This window comes from Achromobacter sp. EB05 (assembly GCF_044232075.1).
GTDB classification, from domain to species: domain Bacteria; phylum Pseudomonadota; class Gammaproteobacteria; order Burkholderiales; family Burkholderiaceae_B; genus Achromobacter; species Achromobacter dolens.
Genome location: NZ_CP155917.1, coordinates 1,009,885 through 1,028,328 on the forward strand (window position 1 = coordinate 1,009,885; position 18,444 = coordinate 1,028,328).

Sequence of the window (18,444 nt, forward strand, 5' to 3'; positions counted from 1 at the left end):
GGCAACGGCGCGGCTTTTTTGCCCGCCGTCCGCCACCGGCCTGAGCAAGAGGCGCCCCGCGGGGCGCCTCTTGCTTTGTGGCGCGAGGGACCCGCGCCGGCGCGGTCAGCGTTCCAGCGCCGCCTGGCTTGCTTCGCAGGCCGCGCGCAATCGATCGATCAGGTCGCGATGCACCGCCGTCAGCGGGTCCTGGCTGCGCGTCAGTACACTGATCGGCACGCCCAGCGTGGGTGACAGGCGCCGCAGGCGCATGTCGGGCCGCAGCATCGCCTGGGCGGTGATGGCGTCGACGATGGCATCACCGGCGCCGGCCTGCGCCAGCGCGCAGGCGACGTAGTGAGTCTGCACGCGGATCGCGGCGGGCGGGTCCACGCCCTGCGCGTCCAGGGCCATCCGCAGCAACGCGCCGGCGGCGTCGCTGGCGTCCAGCAGGATCAGGCTGTCGCCGGCGATGTCGGCCAGCGCCAGCGGGCCGCCGCCGGGGCCGCGGCCCAGGTGGACCAGTTCGGTCTGGCCCAGTTCGGTGCGCGTCAGGCCCGGCGTCTCGCCGGTGTCGAAGGTCACCGCCAGGTCCAGCTCGCGTGTCAGCATGCCGCGCACCAGCTCGCTGCTGTGATAGGTGTGGATATCGAAGGTCAGGCCGGGTTGCGCATCGCGGCTGTCGCGCACCACGCCGGGCAGCAGGCCCAGGCCCAGCGCCGGGGCGCAGCCCAGCCGCAGGTGCGCATGGGGCCGGTCGCGCAGGCTGGCGGCCAGCCGGCGCACGCTGTCCAGGTCCTGGTTCAGGCGCGCCACTTCGGGCGTCAGGATGTCGGCCTCGCGCGTGGCCACCAGGCGGCCCTTGACGCGTTCGAACAGCTTGAAGCCCAACTGCGACTCGGCGCTCGCCAGCAGCTTGCTGGCGGCGGGCTGGGTGATGTGCAGCGCCGCGGCGGCCTGGGTCAGGGAGCCGGTGCGGCGGATGGCTTCGAAGATCTCGATGTGGCGCAGGCGCATGGAGCAACGGGGGATATCGGCGCAATCCCGCATTCTACGGCGCGGCGGCGCGCGTGCGACAGCGGCGCGGGTCTTGTCTATCATGGACATCCAAGCCGGGCGTCCGGCGTCATCCTGGAGCCCGTCCCATGCGTGTGTGCCGTTCCCCCGCCGCTTTCCTGATCGCCGCCGTCCTGGCCGTGGCGCCCTCGGCCTGGGCGCGTACGCCGACCGCGGCCGAGGACCTGAATCCGGAAGCCGCCAGCGGCAGCCAGGCGCGCACGCTGGTGCGCGCAGCGCACTTCATGATGGTGTCGGCCAATCCGCTGGCGACCGCGGCCGGCGATGAAATGCTCAAGCGCGGCGGCAGCGTGGTGGATGCCGCCATCGCCACGCAGTTGGTGCTGAACCTGGTCGAGCCGCAATCCTCCGGCATCGGCGGCGGCGCCTTCATGGTGGTGTATTCGGCCAAGGACCGCGCCATCGTCACTTACGACAGCCGCGAGACCGCGCCGGCGGCGGCGCGGCCCGATCGCTTCCTGGATGCCGAGGGCAAGCCGCTGCCGTTCGCGCAGGCGGTCAACAACGGCATGGCCGTGGGCGTGCCGGGCCTGCTGCGCGGCCTGGAGATGGCGCACAAGCGCCAGGGCAAGCTGCCGTGGGCCGACCTGTTCCAGCCCGCCATCCGGCTGGCCGAGCAGGGCTTCGCGGTGTCTCCGCGCCTGCACAAACTGCTGGCGGGCAACAAGGAATTGCCGCGTCAACCGGCCGCCGCGGCCTATTTCTATGCGCCGGACGGCAGCGCCTGGCCGGTTGGCCACGTGCTGAAGAATCCCGCCTTCGCCGCCACGCTGCGGGCCGTGGCGCAGGGCGGCGCGGACGCCTTCTACCAGGGCGATATCGCCCGCGACATCGTGGCCGCGGTGCATGCGCATCCCAAGCCGGGCGACCTGGCGCTGGCCGACCTGGCGGGCTATCAGGCGCGGCAGCGCGAGCCGGTCTGCGGCGCCTATCGCGGCTACGAGCTGTGCGGCATGGGGCCGCCCAGCAGCGGCCCGATCGCGGTGCTGCAGATGCTGGGCGAACTGGAGCAATATCCGATCGGCGATTTCGCGCCTGGCAGCGTCGAGGCGGTGCATTATTTCGCCGAGGCCGGCCGGCTGGCGTTTGCCGACCGCGACTTCTACGTGGCCGACCCGGATTTCGTCCGTGTGCCGGTGCGCGCGATGCTGGAGCCGGCGTACCTGCGCGCGCGCGGCGCGCTGATCCGGCCCGACCGCAGCATGAAGGTTGCGCTGCCCGGCGACCCCGAAGGCAAGCTGCTGTCGCTGGGCCGGGACAACGCCCTGGAGCAACCCTCCACCAGTCATCTGGTGGCGGTGGACGCGGACGGCAATGCGTTGTCGATGACCACCACCATCGAGAACGAATTCGGCAGCAAGATCTTCGTGCGCGGCTTCCTGCTGAACAACGAGATGACGGATTTTTCGTCGTCGTTCAAGGATCCCGAAGGGCGGCTGGTGGCCAACCGCGTCGAACCCGGCAAGCGCCCGCGCAGCGCCATGGCGCCGATGATCGTGCTGCGCGACGGCAAGCCTTACCTGCTGGTGGGATCGCCAGGCGGCAGCGCTATCATCAACTACGTCGCCAAGACCATCTTGGCGGTGCTCGACTGGAAGCTCGACATCCAGGCCGCGGCGGCCCTGCCGAACCTGGGCAGCCGCAACAAGGAGACCGAGCTGGAGAAGGGCACCGCGCTGGAAGCGCTGGCGCCGGCCCTCGAGCGCATGGGGCATCCGGTGAAGATCACCGAGTTCCCCAGCGGCATCCACGGCATCGTGATCGATGCCGATGGCTTGCAGGGCGGGGTCGATCCGCGCCGTGAGGGGTTGGCCAAGGGCGGTTGAGGGTTTTCAGTCGTGACAGGCCGCTCGGCGTTCGAGGCGCCCGGCCCCGCAAGGGCGGGGCCGGGCGCAACGGCTCATTCCAGCGCCGAAGGATCCAGCCGCATCTTGTCCTCGCGGCTGCGCGCCAGGTAGGTCACGCCCCACATCGCCACGCCCAGCAACAGCAGCCAGCCCGCCACCTGGTACTGGATCAGGTCGCGCCCGGTCAGCGGCGTGACCAGGAACAGGCAGGCGGCCGCGCCCAGCCACGGCACGATGCGGTTGATGCGGAAATGCTCGTGCTTGACCTGGTCGCGGCGCAGCACCAGCACCGCCACGTTGACGAAGGCGAACACGCCCAATAGCAGCAGCGCCGTGGTGCCGCCCAGGGCGCGGATGGCCTCGGAATCGGCCAGCGCCACCAGGATGATCAGGCCGAAGGCCAGCGCGGTGGTGAACAGGATGGCCGTCCACGGGGTCTGGTTGCGGCGATGCACGTGCGCCAGGAAGGCCGGCAGCACGCCCTGGCGTGACATGCCGTACAGCAGGCGGCTGGCCATCATCATGTTGATCAGGGCCGAGTTGGCCACGGCGAACATCGAGATCACCGGCATGATGTATTCCACCGGCAGGCCGGGCGCGGCGCGCTTGACCACCAGCACCAGCGGCGTGCTGCTGCTGGCCAGTTCGCCCACCGGCACCAGCGCCACCGCGCAGATCGACACCAGTACGTAGATCACTGCCGTCAGGCCCAATCCGGTCAGCATCACCTTGGGGAAGATGCGGCTGGGATTGTGCGTTTCCTCGGCCATGTTGACGGAGTCCTCGAAGCCGACCATGGCGAAGAATGCCAGCGCCGTGGCCGAGGTGACGGCCAGGAATACGCTCTTGTCTTCCGGTGTGTCGAAAGCGATGACGCGCGAGAAATCGGCCTGGCCTTCCGACATGGCATAGAAGCCAAGCAGAATGACCATCAGCAGGCCCGACAGCTCGATCAGGGTCAGGACCACATTGGCCCGCACGCTTTCGGACGCGCCGCGCAGGTTCACCAGCATCACCAGCGCCATGAATCCCAGCGCGCCCACGGTGATCCAGGTCTTGCTGGCCTCGACGCCGAAGGCCGCGAACAGGTTGGCCGCGAAAGCCTGCGACGCCGTCGCGGCCGAGGTCAGGCCCGAGCACATCACGGTGAAGCAGACGATGAAGGTCAGGAAATGCACGCCGAACGCCTTGTGCACGTAAAGCGCGGCGCCCGCCGCTTTCGGGTACTTGGTGACCAGTTCCAGGTACGACAGCGCGGTCAGCAGCGCCACGCCGAAGGCCACCAGGAACGGCAGCCAGGCCGCGCCGCCGACTTCCTTGGCGACCTGTCCGGTCAGGGCGTAGACGCCGGTGCCCAGGATGTCGCCGACGATGAAAAGCAGCAGCAGCTTGGGGCCCATCACCCGCTTGAGCGGGGCGTTCTGTTGCGGCTCGCCGCTGGAGGCGTTCGTGGCCATAGTCTTTCTCCTTGTTCTCGTTCGATGGGGGAGTCGCGCCAGGGCAACGTCGAGGGAGCGGGCCTGCTGCGCGGATGTCGCCGCGCGTCGCTCCCCCGGAGCCCGCCGGGAGGGGCGGGCCGGTGTGATGGGGAAAAGTCTAAATCGGCCGCGCGCGCGGCAGTGCAACAGTCATGCAACGAATTGTCTGTGCATGCAAGACATGCAAGCGCGTGTAGGGAAAGGCGGCAATCCCGGGTGCGATTGCCGCTTGGTCGGGCATGAAAATGCCCGCGCGAGGCGGGCGGGAAGGCGCTCGGAGCGGGGGGCGCAGCCCTGGCCGCTATGGCTGGGACGGCGCCAGGTCGGGCGGCAGGCGGCGCAGCGTGGCGGGCGTGCGCGACAGCTTGATCGGCGAACCGACGCCGCGGTAGTCGCCCTGTTCCAGCACCATGCCGCGATGCTTCGTGTGCGGATGGGCCAGCGCCTGGTCCACGGTCTGCACCGCCGCGGCCGGCACGCCGGCGCGCAGCAGGCGGTCCGCCAGCGCCGCGGCGTCGTGCTGCGCGAGCAGCGCGGACAGGTCGTCGCGCAGGGCCTGGCGGTGCGCCAGCCGGTCGGCGTTGGCGGCATAGCGCGGGTCCGTCGCCAGCGCCGGCGCCTCCAGCACCTGCGCCAACTGCGCGAACTGGCGGTTGTTGCCGACCGCCAGGAAGATCGGGCCGCTGGCCGTGGGCAGGGTTTCGTAGGGCGCGATGTTCGGATGCGCGTTGCCGCTGCGGCCCGGCGTCTTGCCGCTGTAGAAGTAATTGGGCGCGTGCGGATGCAGCAGCGACAGCGCGCAGTCGTACAGCGTGATGTCGAGGAACTGGCCCAGGCCGCTGCGCACGCGTTCGTTCAGCGCCAGCAGGATCGCCACTGCCGCGTTCAGGCCCGTCACCATGTCCACCACCGGCAGGCCGACGCGGGTGGCGTCGCCATCGGCCTCGCCGTTCACGCTCATCAGTCCGCACATGGCCTGCGCGCAGGCGTCGTAGCCCGGCAGGCCGCCCAGCGGGCCATCGGCGCCGAAGCCGCTGACGCGGCAGTGGATCAGTTTCGGGAAGCGTTCTTTCAAGGTGTCGTAGCCCAGCCCCCATTTCTCCAGCGTGCCTGGCTTGAAGTTCTCGACCAGCACGTCGGCGTCGGCCAGCAGGTGGCGCAGCAGTTCCTGTCCGGCCGCCTGCGACAGGTCCAGCGTCATGCCGCGCTTGTTGCGGTTGACGCCGACGAAGTACGACGCGGTATCGCCCAGGAACGGCGGGCCCCAGCCGCGCGTCTCGTCGCCGCCGGGCGGCTCGATTTTGAGCACGTCGGCGCCGTGGTCGGCCAGGATCTGGGTGCAATAAGGACCGCCCAGCACGCGCGACAGGTCGATCACTTTGCAGCCGGCGAGGGCGCCGGCATCGGGAAGCTTGGGAGCCATGGAGCCTCTGCGGTCAGTCGATGGAAACGTTGGCGCTCTTGATGAGCGTGCGCCACTTGGGCACTTCGGCCGTGATGAAGCGGGACAGTCCCTGCGGCGTCTGGTCCTGGGCGCGCACGATGCCCTGGCTGCGCAGCGTCTGTTCGATCGCGGGGTCCGACAGCGCGGCCTGGAATGCCTGGTTCAGTTTGGCCACGGTCTCGGGCGGGGTGGCCTTGGGCGCGACGATGCCGAAGAACACGCTGACGTCATAGCCCGACAGGCCCTGTTCGGACAGCGTCGGCAGGTCCGGCAGCGCGTCCGAGCGTTGCGCGCTGGCCAGGCCGATGGCGCGCAGCTTGCCGGCCTTGATGTACGGCAGCGCCGTCAGGATGTCGGTGAACGACATCGACACCTGGCCGCCCAGCAGGTCGTTGAGCGCCGGCCCGGTGCCCTTGTACGGGATGTGCATGATGCGCGTGCCGGCCATCTGGTTGAACAGGATGCCGGCCAGGTGCGAGGACGCGCCGTTGCCGGACGAGGCATAGCTGAGCTTGTCCGGGTTCTTTCTGGCGTAGGCGATCAGTTCCTGCGCGTTGTTGGCGGGCACCGACGGGTTCACCACCAGGATGTTGGGCAGGTGGCCGATGCGGATGATGGGCGCGAAGCTGGTCTCGGGGTTGTAGCCCTGGTTCTTGTACAGGCTGACGTTGATGGCCAGCGGTCCCGAGGTGCCGAACAGGATGGTGTAGCCGTCCGGCTTGGCGGCGGCTACGTATTCGGAACCGATGTTGCCGCCGGCGCCGGCGCGGTTCTCGACGATGACGGTCTGGCCCAGCGGCTGCTTGAGCTTTTCGGCCAGGCGGCGCGCCAGCGCGTCGGTCGGGCCGCCGGGCGGGAACGGCACCACCAGCGTGACGGGGCGCGACGGATAGGCGTCGGCCGCCAGCGCGGGAGGGACGGCGGCGATGGCGGCGGCCGCCAGCAGCAAGGGGGTGAACAGGCGTTTCATGGTTGTCTCCAGTGGTGGGCGCGCCGGCTGTGCCGCCGGCGTCGGGGGCGCCAGGCTACAGCGCGTGTTGCAGGATGCCGCGGCAGGCGGCGCTTTCGTCGGGGGGAATGGCGTAGGGATCGCGCGGCGCCAGGCGGTGCTGCAGCACCTGGTCGGCCAGCAGCGCGCGGCTGGCCAGGCCCTCGCCGGCGGCTTCCCAGCGCAGCGCCGCCATCGACACCGCGTGGTACAGCAGCGAGGCGGCCTGGCGCGCCAGTTCGGCGTGGTCGCCCTGCGCGGCGTGTTCGGCCAGCGCATAGGTCCGCTCCAGCGCATCGGCCTGGGTGGCGGCGAGCGCGGACGGGCAGGGCAGGCCGTCGGCCAGCAACTGGTCGAGATGGCGGCGCAGCGCGGGCAGCGAGCCTTCCTTCTTGATGGCGCGCAGCACGTCCAGCGCCACGATGTTGCTGGTGCCTTCCCAGATCGAGCCCAGGTGCGCGTCGCGCACCAGGCGCGGCTCGGTCCATTCCTCGATATAGCCGCAGCCGCCGCGCACTTCCATGGCGTCGCCGGTGACCTTGCGCGCATCGCGGCAGGCGCGGAACTTGATCAGGGGAGTCAGGATGCGCGCCAGCGCCGCATCGCCCCGGCCCTGGTCGGCGTCGGCCAGCGCGCGGGCGGTCTGGAACATGACGCTGCGGGCCTGTTCGGCCCATACCGTCATTTTCACGAGCTGGCGTTGCATCAGCGGCATGTCGATCAGGCGCTTGCCGAACGCGCGGCGGTGCTGCGAGACGTAGGTGGCCTCGGTGACGGCGCGGCGCATCAGGCCGGCCGCGCGCATGCCGTTGGACAGGCGCGAGTTGTTGATCATGTCGGCCATGTGCTTGAAGCCCTTGCCGCGCTCGCCCACCAGCCACGCCACCGCGCCTTCCAGCCGGATTTCGCCGCTGGCCATGGAGCGGGTGCCCAGCTTGTCCTTGAGCCGCAGGATGCGGTAGTGGTTGTGCGTGCCGTCGGCCAGGTCGCGCGGCAGCAGGAACAGCGACACGCCCTTCAGGCCGGGCTCGCTTTCGCTGCGCGCCAGCACCATGGCGAAGCCGGCGTCGGGATTGGAGCAGAACCACTTGTCGCCGTGGATGCGCCAACTTCCGTCATCCTGGCGCGTGGCCGTGACCTCGGTGGCGCTGACGTCCGAGCCGGCGCCCTGTTCGGTCATGAACATGGCGCCCTGGCGCAGGGCGTCGAAGTCCTGGCTGGTGACCTGCGGCAGCACCCGCTCGACCAGCGCCGGGTCGCCGAACTTGCGCAGCGTGCGCGCCAGCGAGTCGGTCATGCTGACCGGGCAGCACAGGCCGAACTCGGCCTGCACGAACAGATGGCTGAGCGCGTACTTGGCGGCGGCCGGCATCGGTTCGGGCCAACCCAGCACGCCGCCGCGATGCGACAGCGCCGCCAGGCCGAATTCGCTGTAGGCCAGGCGTTCCAGCTCGATATAGGCCGGATGCTTGTCGATGCGCGACTCGTCGGCGCCGGCGCGGCTGCGCACCGACAGGGTGGGGGGATGCTTGTCGGCGGTGGCCGCCAGCTCGTCCATCAGGCCGCCGGCCAGTCCGCCCAGGCGGTCCAGGTGCGGCAGCAGGTGCGCGTGCAGCGCGGCCGGCAGGTAGCGCCGGGCCAGCGGCGCGGCGTACGGATCGGCGCGGAACAGGTTCAGGCCGCGCGCGTCCGGGACGGGCGTGGCGGCGTGGGCGGGGGCGACGGGGGGCTGGGCGGGGGTATCCATGGCGGCATCCTGCGCAAAAGGGGAGTTTCCGGCATGGTGCGATGATGGATTAATCTATACAAATACCGTTTTGGTGTAGACCTATCCAATAAAAATATGGATCTCGGGCGCCGTCGGCAGGCGCGCCCCGGGAGGAGACCGATGGACCTGGATCCGCGCTTGTTGCGCTATTTCATCGCCGTGGCCGAAGAACGCCATTTCAGCCGCGCCGCCGCGCGCCTGCACATCTCCCAACCGCCCTTGAGCTACGCCATCCGCCAGCTCGAGGACAACGTCGGCGCGCGCCTGCTGGCGCGCACCAGCCGCCACGTCGAACTGACCGCCGCCGGCCAGGTGCTGTACCGCGAGGCCCTGACGCTGCTGCGCCAGGCCGAGGACGTGCGCATGCTGGTGCAGCGAGTCGACGCCGGCCTGCGCGGCCGGCTGCGCATCGGCTTCGTGGGCTCGATGCTGTACCGCGGCCTGCCGGCGCTGCTGGCGTCGATGCGGGCCGAACTGCCGGACGTGGAACACGTGCTGACCGAATTGAATTCGCACGACCAGATCGAGGCGGTGCGGCGCGGCGAGCAGGACCTGGGCTTCATCCACGCCAACCCGGTGCCGGCCGGGGTGGCGGCGCGCGACCTGCTGGCCGAACCTTTCGTGGTGTGCCTGCCGCAAAGCCATGCGCTGGCCGGGCGGCGTTCGTTGGCGTTGGCGGACCTGGCCGGCGACGATTTCGTGTTCTTCGCACGCGCCGCTTCACCCAGCTATTACGAGACCGTGCTGTCGCTGTGCGTGGCGGCGGGCTTCATGCCCGTGGTCCGGCACGAGGTGCGCCACTGGCTCAGCGTGGCCTCGCTGGTGTCGCAGGGGCTGGGCGTGTCGATCGTGCCGTCGTGCCTGTCGCGCAGCGGCCTGGCGGGCACCCGGTTCATCGCGTTCGAGCACGAGGCGCGCTCGGTCAGCCAGGTGATCTGGCCGGACGAGGATCGTTCGCCGCTGCAGGAAAAGGCGCTGGCGCTGGTCGAGCGCCAGTTTCCCGCAGCCGAGGCGGGTCAAGCAAAACGCCGGCACGGTGGCCGGCGTTCATGAGGCGGGCGGCGCCCCGCCGGGGAATGCGGATGCCGGTGCTGTCCTAGCGGAACACCACGGTCTTGTTGCGGTTCAGCAGGATGCGGTGCTCGACGTGGCTGCGCACGGCGCGCGACAGCACCAGCGACTCGATGTCGCTGCCGACCTGGGTCAGGTCCTGCGCCGTCATGGTGTGGTCGACGCGCTCGATGTCCTGGTCGATGATCGGGCCTTCGTCCAGGTCCGAGGTGACGAAGTGGGCGGTGGCGCCGATGATCTTGACGCCGCGCGCATGCGCCTGGTGGTACGGGCGGGCGCCCTTGAAGCTGGGCAGGAAGCTGTGGTGGATGTTGATGGCGCGGCCATTGAGCGCGCGGCACATGTCGGCCGACAGGATCTGCATGTAGCGCGCCAGCACCACCAGGTCGATCTCGTAGCGGTCCACCAGCGCCAGCACCTGGCGTTCCTGTTCCGCCTTGGTGTCGGGCGTGACGGGCAGGTGGTGGAACGGGATGCCGTAGGACGCCGCCAGGCTGGCGTAGTCGTTGTGGTTCGAGACGATGGCGGCCACTTCGGCATGCAACTGGCCGCTGTGCACGCGGAACAGCAGGTCGTTCAGGCAGTGGCCCTGCTTGCTGACCATGATCAGCAGGCGTTCCTTGCGACGCGCGTCATGAAGCTGCAAATCCATGCCGTACTCGGCCGCCATCTCGTCCAGCCGGGCGCGTAGCGCGTCCGGGGCCGCGCCGGCCGGCAGGTCGAAGTGCACCCGCAGGAAGAAGCGGCCGGTCTCTTCGTCACCGAACTGCTGCGAATCGAGGATGTTGCAACCCGATTCGAACAACAGGCCGCTGACGCGGAAGACGATGCCGGTGCGGTCGGGGCAGGACAGGGTCAGGATGTAGTCGTTGTGCTGCATGATTCAGTGGGAAGAATGAGAAGAAGCGTCGTCCGCCAGGCGCGCCAGAGTTTCCTCGGCCAGTGCCAGGCTGGAAGTCAGCCCGGGCGATTCTATGCCAAACAGGTTCACCAGGCCGGGCACGCCATGGGCGGCCGGGCCGGCGATGACGAAATCGGCGGCCGGCTCGTGCGGACCGGAGATCTTGGGGCGGATGCCGGTATAGCCCGGCGCCAGGGCGTCGTCCGGCAGGGCCGGCCAGTAGCTGCGCACGGCGGCGTAGAAGACCTCGGCGCGGGCCGGGTCGATGGTGTAGTCCTCGGTGCCGACCCACTCGGTGTCGGGGCCGAACTTGGCCTGGCCGCCCATGTCGAGCGTCAGGTGCACGCCCAGGCCGGCGTGTTGCGGCACGGGGTAGATCAGGCGCGAGAACGGCGCGCGGCCGGACAGCGTGAAATAGCTGCCCTTGCACAGGTAATCGGTGGGGATGCTGGCGGCCGGCACGCCCTCGATGCGGCGCGCCAGCGCCGGCGCCTGCAGGCCGGCCGAATTGATCAACACGTTGCAGCTCAGGCTCATGGCGTCATCGCCGCCGAACTGCAGATCGAAGCCGCCTTCGGGGCGCACCCGGCCGGACACCAGCGGGGTGTGGAACACGCACTGGGCGCCGGCGTTCTCGGCATCGCCCTGGTAGGCCAGCATCAGCGCGTGGCTGTCGACGATGCCGGTGGACGGCGACACCAGCGCCGCCGTGCAGCGCAGCGCCGGTTCCAGCCGCATGGCGTCTTCGCCGGAAATGAACTGCAGATCGTCCACGCCGTTGGCGCGGGCGCGCTGCGCGATGCCTTCGAGCTGGGCGGCCTGCTCGGCGCTGGTGGCCACGATCAGCTTGCCCAGCCGCTTGTGCGGAATGCCGCGCTCGGCGCAATAGGCGTACAGCAGATGCTTGCCGCGCACGCACAGGCGGGCCTTGAGGCTGCCCGCCGGGTAATAGATGCCGGCGTGGATGACTTCGGAATTGCGCGAACTGGTGCCGGTGCCGATCGCCTCGGTGGCCTCGGCCACCAGCACCTCGCGGCCCGACTGGGCCAGGGCGCGGGCGATGGCCAGGCCGACCACGCCCGCGCCGATGACGACGCAATCGATGTCGGCGCTCATGGCTTCCCGCCTCCCGCACGGGCGCCGGCGGGCGTCAGGTCGAAACCGCCCGCGTGGAAGACCAGCGGCGGTTCGCCGCTATGGCCGCAACGTTCGACTTCTCCCACCATGATGACGTGATCTCCCTCGACATAGCGGCTGCGGTTGTGGCATTCGAACCAGGCGGCGCAATGGCCGTCCAGCATCGGCGTGCCGCCCGGCGCGTGGTGCACGGTCAGGCCGGCATAACGGTCCGGCGTCTTGCCGGTGGCGAAGCGCCGCGCCAGCGCAATCTGGTCGGCGCTCAATACATTGACCACGTAGCGCTGGGACTGCTCGAAGGCGGCCAGCGACGAGGAATTGCGCGACAGGCTCCACAGCACCAGCGGCGGATTCAGGGACACCGAATTGAACGAGCTGACCGTCAGGCCAATGGGGGCGCCATCGAGGCCGGCGGTGGTCACGACCGTGACGCCGGTGGCGTAGCGGCCGAGCGCGGTGCGGAAGAAGGCAGCGTCGAAATCAGGGGAGGAGGCTGGCATGCAATTGAGAAATGGGGCGGGCGCCGTGGCCGGCGCCCGGCGGCGTCAGGGCGACAGGCGCTCGATCTTCCAGCCCTGGCCGTCGGCGACGTAGCGCAGACGGTCGTGCAGGCGCGAGGGCCGGCCTTGCCAGAATTCCATCGAGGTGGGCTTGAGGCGGTAGCCGCCCCAGTGCGGCGGGCGCGGCGGCTGGTCGCCGTAGCGGGCGCGGAATTCCTGCTCGCGGGCTTCGAGTTCGGCGCGGGTGATGGGCTGGCTCTGGCGCGAGGCCCAGGCGCCGATGCGCGAACCGGCCGGGCGGCTGTTGTAGTAGGCGTCCGATTCCTCGGCAGGCACTTTTTCCACCACGCCCTCGATGCGCACCTGGCGCTCGAGCGGTTGCCAGAAGAACAGCAGGCAGGCGCGCGGCTCGGCCAGCAGGTCGGCGCCCTTGCGCGACTCGTAGTTGGTGAAGAACGTGAAGCCGTGTTCGTCGAAACCCTTGATCAGGACGATGCGGGCGCTGGGCTGGCCGGCGGCGTCGACGGTGGCCAGGGTCATGGCGTTGGGCTCGGGCACCTTGGCGGCCAGGGCCTCGTCGAACCAGCGGGTGAACTGCTCGAACGGGGACGCGGCGGCCTCGCTTTCCAGCAGCACGTTCTTTTCGTAGCTTTGACGCAGATCGGAGACAGACATGGGACGTTTGATTCAGCGTTGATAACAAGCAGTTTATACCGCCGAAGAAACGCTCCCCTCATTGACCCCGCGCAGGGGCTGGGCAAGTTTTTGCGCCGCGAGGGCCTCCGGCGCCTTTCGGCCGGCCCTGGCGGCCCCGCGCCGGGCTCGCTTCAGGCGCCCTCGGGCAGGGTGTGGCTGTCCTGTTCCAGGCGCCGGGCGATGGCGTCCAAGCGGGCGTCGTGGATGCCGGCGGCGCGCAGGGCCTGGGCGGTCTGCACCACGTAGTCGGTGCAGGGGCCGTAGCGGCCGGCGGCCCGCCGCACGATGGCCAGCAGCTCGGCCTCGGGCAGCGCGCGGATGTAGGCCGGGTTGTCGCGGTTCATGATGAAGACCAGGGCGCGGACCGGGCCGGCCTCGGTGCTGCAATTGATCCAGCGGGGCAGGTAGGCGCCGGTGGACATTTCCCGGTCCCACAGGGCGGGGAAATAGGTCGGCACCTGCCGGCCGGCCAGGCGGTAGACCACGCCGCGGCAGGAGCCGCCGCGATCCAGGCCGAACACCAGCCCGGGGCATTCCGGCGTGCCGCGGTTGACCCGCGACCACAGGCACAGCGCGCGGTGGTGGCCGCGCAGAGTGGCCAGGCGGCGCTCTTCGAAATCGAAGTCGGGGCGCCAGATCAGTGATCCGTACCCATATACCCAGACGTCCTCGCCGTCGCGCCAATGGCGCAAGGCATCCTGCAACGATGCCTGCCGTTCTTCAGGGGTCCACAGGCGAAAAGGCAGGCTGGCGCCGGCCACGGGAGGAGAAGACTGCATGTTCACGACTACGGTTTCCGGTCAGGCTCGAGCGGGGGGTTGCGATTGACCCACCCCCCGGCCATCAGGGCCACGGAATAGGCCCAGAACAGGGGAGCGACGCCAATGACCGCACCCAGCGCGCCGAAGGTCAGCGGCAGGGACACCTGGGAACCGTTGATCAGCGCCATCCGCAGCCCCACGGCTTCAGCGGCGCGGCCGGGCGGCGAATGCTGGTGCAGTAGTGAAAGCATACTCGGTTGGCAGCATCCCAGCGCAAGCCCCAGGATGAAGGACAGCACGATCAGGACGCCAACGTCGGTGAACAGCGGGTAAAGCATGAAGTCGATGGCGGCGGTGGCCATCGCCACCCGCACCAGCGTCCAGGAACGCACCCGGCGCTGGATCAGGGGCAGAACCAGGCGGATGATGAACGTTGCCGCCGCGAAGGACGCAAGAATGACGCCGATGGTGGTGGCGGACAGGCCGATGGCAACGCCGAAGATGGGCACCACGAACAGATGCGTGTCCCAGGCTCCGGACAGGATGGTGTTGACCATCAGGATGCGGCGCAGCGCGGGCACCGCCAGCAGCTCGGTCACGCGGCGGCGCTGCGCTTCCTTGGCGCCGGCCAGTTGCGAATCCACCGCCTTCAATTGGTGCCGCAGCGCGTACAGGCCGGCGGCCGACAGCAGCGGGCCCAGCGTCAGCAGGCCGAAGGCCAGCCGGGTGCCGAGATGGTCGATCGCCAGTCCGGCGATCAGCGGACCCGAGAAACCCGAACCGGCCAGGGCCAGCGACATCAGCGAGAAATTGCGCAGGCGCTGGGTCGGCTCGGCATGGCCCAGCAGGTCCTGCGTGGCCACCTGGTGCAGCATGAAGCCGATACCGATGCAACAGGACGCCACCAGCAGCGCGAACTGGGTCTGCGACAGGAACGGCAGCGCCGTGCCGACCGCCACCAGCGTGGTGCCGATGACCAGCGGCCGGACGATGCCGACCCGGTCCACCCAGCGGCCGGCGCGCACCGAGAACAGCATGGGCAGCACCGCGAACACGGCCACCAGGGTGCCGACCTTGAAGGTCGACAAGCCCATCTGCAGCGCCGTCAGGGACACGGTGATGCGTCCACCGGTCAGCGCCACGTGGTTCAGCATGGCCAGCACGCACAACAGCGCCGCCCCGGAAAACTCCGGGGCGGCGCTGTTTGAAGAGGGGGAGGGGGGCGGATTGGACACGGATACGGCTTAACTGCATTCATTCTGTCCCTATCGTCGCCCTATGTCGAGGCGTGGTTTTTTTGCGTCGCCGCATTTCGCGATCGCCAGTGGCGACAAGATAGGCGCCATCTATGGCCCATCTGGGATAGGGATGCGGCAAGATGGCACCATGTTGGCGGCACGGTTCCATAGAATGGAAACGCTAATGCGCCGCAACAGATGTATCGTTCGTGCAACGGAACAATTTTGCCCGCCCCGGACCCCATGCCGGGGCCTTTACCGTTTTTCACCCTTTCGCCACAGATTGGCCATGCTTTGACGCAGCCCCCCGTTTAGGATGAGCGGGCAGTATGGGTACGCACAGCCGGCCCGATCCGTATCGAGTTATTCGAGTGGTGGACGATGCCTCCGCCGCCTCCTCCGAACTGGTTCAATGAAAAAGCCTCGTAGCAAAGTCCAGCGTTACGTCCTGATCGCCGTCGTTCTCCTGATCATCGCCTTTGGCGTCCGCGCCGCCTTCTTCTCGTCGCCGCCGCCGCCTACTTTCGCCGTGGCCGAGGTCGTCCGCGGCAACCTCGAAGACAGTGTGCTGGCCAGCGGCACCATGGATGCCATCGAGCGTGTCAGCGTCGGCGCGCAAGCCACCGGCCAGTTGAAGTCGCTCAAGGTGGCGCTGGGCGATCGGGTGACCCGAGGCCAGTTGGTCGCCGAGATCGACGACCTGACCCAGCAGAATGAATTGCGCAATACACAGGCCGCGCTGCAGACGCGCCGCGCCGAGCGCGCCGCCAAGGTCGCCACCCTGAAGCAGGCCGAGCTGGCGTTTCGCCGCCAGCGCCAGATGCTGGCGGCCGACGCCAGTTCACGCGAGGCGTATGAATCTGCCGAGGCCACGCTGAGCGTGACGCGGGCGGAGATCGCCGCGCTCGACGCCCAGATCGTCCAGGCCGAGATCGAGGTCGACAAGGCCAAGGTCAACCTGGGCTACACCCGCATCGTGTCGCCCATCGACGGCGTGGTGGTGGCGGTGGTCACCAAGGAAGGCCAGACCGTCAACGCGATCCAGAGCGCGCCCACCATCATCAAGGTGGCCCAGGTGGCCACCATGACCATCAAGGCGCAGATCTCGGAGGCCGACGTGACCCGCGTCAAGCCGGGCCTGCCGGTCTATTTCACCATCCTGGGCGAGCCGGACCAGCGTTACCACGCCACGCTGCGCGCGGTGGAGCCGGCGCCGGATTCGATCCAGAAGGACGATGCCACCGCGTCGCTGACCTCTTCCAGCTCCACCTCCACCAGCGCGGCCGTCTACTACAACGGTCTGTTCGACGTGCCCAACCCGGACGAGAAGCTGCGCATTTCCATGACCGCGCAGGTTTCCATCGTGCTGGGCGAGGCCCGCGACGCCGTGGTGGTGCCGGCCTCGGCCCTGGGCAAGCGCGGCCAGGACGGCCGCTATGAGGTCCGCGTGGTTGGCAAGAACAACCAGACCGAGACCCGCCAGGTCAGGATCGGCATGAATAACAACGTGCAGGCGCAGGTGCTGGAAGGCCTGGAGGTGGGCGAGCGCGTGGTGTCGGCCGACGCCGCGCCGGTGGCCGCCGCGGCGGGACGCTGACATGGCCGAACCGTTGATTTCGCTGTCCGGGGTCCGGCGCGAATTCCCCGCGGGCGAGCAGACCATCGCCGTTCTCAAGGACATCAACCTGACCATCGAGGCCGGGGAAATGGTGGCCATCGTCGGCGCGTCCGGTTCGGGCAAGTCGACCCTGATGAACATCCTGGGCTGCCTGGACCGCGCCACCAGCGGCGACTACCGCGTCAGCGGCCGCAGCACGGGCGAACTGGATCCGGACGAGCTGGCCGAGCTGCGCCGCGAGCATTTCGGCTTCATCTTCCAGCGCTACCACCTGCTGTCCGACCTGACGGCGCAGGGCAACGTCGAGGTGCCGGCCGTCTACGCCGGCAAGCGCCGCGAGGCCCGGCTGGAACGCGCCGCCGACCTGCTCGAGCGCCTGGGGCTCGGCGAACGCACCGGCCACCGGCCTGGCCAGTTGTCCGGCGGCCAGCAGCAGCGTGTGAGCATCGCGCGCGCGCTGATGAATGGCGGCGACATCATCCTGGCCGACGAGCCGACCGGCGCGCTGGACACGCACACCGGCCAGGAAGTGCTGCGCATCCTGGAGGAACTGAACGCCGCCGGCCACACCATCATCCTGGTCACCCACGACATGAACGTGGCGCGGCACGCGCAGCGCATCATCGAGATCAGCGACGGCGAGATCGTCTCGGACCGGCGCAATCCCGACGTCCCGCGCATCGAGGTCAAGCGCGAGGAGGCGGCGCCGCTGCCGCCGCGGCCGGCCTGGCAGGCCTACCTGGACCGCTGCGGCGAAGCGCTGCGCATGGCGCTGCTGGCCATGAACGCGCACCGCCTGCGCACCTCGCTGACCATGCTGGGCATCATCATCGGCATCGCCGCGGTGGTGTCGGTGGTGGCGCTGGGCGAGGGTTCGCGCCAGAAGATCCTGGAAGACATCAGTGAGATCGGCACCAATACCGTCGAAGTGTTTCCCGGCAAGGACTTCGGCGACGAAAAGGCCCTGACCATCCGCACCCTGGTGCCGGCCGATGCCGAGGCCCTGTCACGCGAGTCCTACGTGGACAGCGTCACGCCCGAGGTCTCCACCAGCAACACGCTGCGCTATCGCAACGTGGCGGTGAATGGCTCGATCCAGGGCGTGGGCGAGCAGTATTTCCGGGTGCGCGCCGTCAAGCTGGCGCAGGGCAAGTTCTTCGACGCCACCAGCGTGGCGCGGCGCGCCCAGGAAGTGGTGATCGACGAGAGCACCCGCAAGACCCTGTTCGGTTCGCACACCGACCCGATCGGTCAGGTGGTGTTCCTGGGGTCGATGCCGGCGCGGGTGATCGGCGTCACCAAGAAGAACGACACGGTGTTCGGCAACAACGAGACCTTGAACGTGTGGATTCCCTACACCACGGCGCTGTCGCGCGTGCTGGGGCAGCAGCACCTCAAAAGCATCACCGTGCGCGTCAACGACGCCGCGCCGCCGGCGGCGGCCGAGCAGGCCATCACCAAGGTGCTGCTGCGGCGCCACGTGGTGAAGGATTTCTTCGTGTTCAACACCGACGCCATCCGCAAGACCATCGAGCGCACCACGGCCACCATGACGCTGCTGGTATCGCTGATCGCGCTGATCTCGCTGATGGTGGGCGGTATCGGCGTCATGAACATCATGCTGGTATCCGTGACCGAGCGCACCCGCGAGATTGGCGTGCGCATGGCGGTGGGCGCGCGGCGCAGCGACATCATGCAGCAGTTCCTGATCGAAGCCGTGCTGGTCTGCCTGATCGGCGGCGCCGTGGGTATCGCGCTGTCGCTGGGCCTGGGCGTGCTGGTCTCGAAAGCGACCGGCGGGTCCTTCCGCATGATCTATTCCACCGCGTCGATGGTGGCGGCATTCACCTGCTCGACCCTGATCGGTGTGCTGTTTGGTTATCTCCCGGCGCGCAACGCGGCGCGCCTGGATCCCGTCGAGGCCCTGGCCCGGGAATGAGA

Annotated in this window: 15 protein-coding genes; 4 read left to right on the top strand and 11 right to left on the bottom strand. The window is 69.0% G+C overall.

Going from position 1 to position 18,444, the window contains the following annotated elements; genetic code table 11:
* Positions 1 to 105: 105 nt before the first annotated feature.
* Positions 106 to 996, bottom strand: coding sequence for a LysR family transcriptional regulator (locus AAID08_RS04650; RefSeq protein ID WP_116792988.1), 891 nt, complete (start codon positions 994 to 996; stop codon positions 106 to 108).
* A 128-nt stretch (positions 997 to 1,124) separates the two neighbouring features.
* Here AAID08_RS04650 and ggt point away from each other — a divergent pair, with 128 nt between their 5' ends.
* Positions 1,125 to 2,882: a gamma-glutamyltransferase gene (ggt, locus tag AAID08_RS04655; RefSeq protein WP_395757400.1), complete on the top strand. Its 1,758-nt coding sequence runs from the start codon at positions 1,125 to 1,127 to the stop codon at positions 2,880 to 2,882.
* Between the two features lie 74 nt (positions 2,883 to 2,956).
* On the opposite strand, the gene AAID08_RS04660 is transcribed toward ggt, so the two are convergent.
* The 4 genes from AAID08_RS04660 to AAID08_RS04675 all read right to left on the bottom strand — a co-directional run bounded on the left by AAID08_RS04660 (position 2,957) and on the right by AAID08_RS04675 (position 8,560).
* The gene (locus AAID08_RS04660; protein ID WP_395757401.1) at positions 2,957 to 4,360 is read right to left on the bottom strand and encodes an APC family permease; all 1,404 of its coding nucleotides are present in this window, start codon (positions 4,358 to 4,360) and stop codon (positions 2,957 to 2,959) included.
* Positions 4,361 to 4,682: 322 nt separating this feature from the next.
* Positions 4,683 to 5,804: a CaiB/BaiF CoA-transferase family protein gene (locus tag AAID08_RS04665; protein ID WP_054501825.1), complete on the bottom strand. Its 1,122-nt coding sequence runs from the start codon at positions 5,802 to 5,804 to the stop codon at positions 4,683 to 4,685.
* Between the two features lie 13 nt (positions 5,805 to 5,817).
* The gene (locus tag AAID08_RS04670; protein ID WP_064523046.1) at positions 5,818 to 6,795 is read right to left on the bottom strand and encodes a tripartite tricarboxylate transporter substrate binding protein; all 978 of its coding nucleotides are present in this window, start codon (positions 6,793 to 6,795) and stop codon (positions 5,818 to 5,820) included.
* Between the two features lie 55 nt (positions 6,796 to 6,850).
* Positions 6,851 to 8,560 (bottom strand): acyl-CoA dehydrogenase family protein, encoded by a 1,710-nt coding sequence (locus tag AAID08_RS04675; RefSeq protein ID WP_395757402.1) that lies wholly within the window; start codon positions 8,558 to 8,560, stop codon positions 6,851 to 6,853.
* 141 nt (positions 8,561 to 8,701) lie between these two features.
* Here AAID08_RS04675 and AAID08_RS04680 point away from each other — a divergent pair, with 141 nt between their 5' ends.
* Positions 8,702 to 9,634, top strand: a complete 933-nt coding sequence (locus tag AAID08_RS04680) for a LysR family transcriptional regulator (RefSeq protein WP_054501822.1) — start codon at positions 8,702 to 8,704, stop codon at positions 9,632 to 9,634.
* A gap of 43 nt (positions 9,635 to 9,677) precedes the next feature.
* On the opposite strand, the gene purU is transcribed toward AAID08_RS04680, so the two are convergent.
* The 6 genes from purU to AAID08_RS04710 all read right to left on the bottom strand — a co-directional run bounded on the left by purU (position 9,678) and on the right by AAID08_RS04710 (position 14,801).
* On the bottom strand, positions 9,678 to 10,532 hold the full coding sequence (gene purU, locus AAID08_RS04685; RefSeq protein WP_054501821.1) for a formyltetrahydrofolate deformylase: 855 nt from the start codon (positions 10,530 to 10,532) through the stop codon (positions 9,678 to 9,680).
* 3 nt (positions 10,533 to 10,535) lie between these two features.
* Positions 10,536 to 11,669 carry an NAD(P)/FAD-dependent oxidoreductase gene (locus AAID08_RS04690; protein ID WP_059269379.1) on the bottom strand — a complete coding sequence of 378 codons (1,134 nt, stop codon included), beginning with the start codon at positions 11,667 to 11,669 and terminating at the stop codon, positions 10,536 to 10,538.
* On the bottom strand, positions 11,666 to 12,190 hold the full coding sequence (locus AAID08_RS04695; protein ID WP_175168331.1) for a flavin reductase family protein: 525 nt from the start codon (positions 12,188 to 12,190) through the stop codon (positions 11,666 to 11,668). Before AAID08_RS04695 ends, AAID08_RS04690 begins: the two co-directional genes overlap by 4 nt.
* Before the next feature lie 45 nt (positions 12,191 to 12,235).
* Positions 12,236 to 12,865 carry a pyridoxamine 5'-phosphate oxidase gene (gene pdxH / locus AAID08_RS04700; RefSeq protein ID WP_175168332.1) on the bottom strand — a complete coding sequence of 210 codons (630 nt, stop codon included), beginning with the start codon at positions 12,863 to 12,865 and terminating at the stop codon, positions 12,236 to 12,238.
* 152 nt (positions 12,866 to 13,017) lie between these two features.
* Positions 13,018 to 13,671 (bottom strand): gamma-glutamylcyclotransferase, encoded by a 654-nt coding sequence (locus AAID08_RS04705; RefSeq protein WP_049071574.1) that lies wholly within the window; start codon positions 13,669 to 13,671, stop codon positions 13,018 to 13,020.
* Positions 13,672 to 13,673: 2 nt separating this feature from the next.
* Positions 13,674 to 14,801 (bottom strand): MFS transporter, encoded by a 1,128-nt coding sequence (locus AAID08_RS04710; RefSeq protein ID WP_054501975.1) that lies wholly within the window; start codon positions 14,799 to 14,801, stop codon positions 13,674 to 13,676.
* Between the two features lie 496 nt (positions 14,802 to 15,297).
* On the opposite strand from AAID08_RS04710, the gene AAID08_RS04715 reads away from it, so the two are divergent.
* Entirely contained in the window at positions 15,298 to 16,482 is a 1,185-nt protein-coding gene (locus AAID08_RS04715; protein ID WP_049071576.1) for an efflux RND transporter periplasmic adaptor subunit, read from the top strand.
* Between the two features lies 1 nt (position 16,483).
* Positions 16,484 to 18,442, top strand: coding sequence for a MacB family efflux pump subunit (locus tag AAID08_RS04720; protein ID WP_395757403.1), 1,959 nt, complete (start codon positions 16,484 to 16,486; stop codon positions 18,440 to 18,442).
* The last annotated feature ends 2 nt before the right edge of the window (positions 18,443 to 18,444 follow it).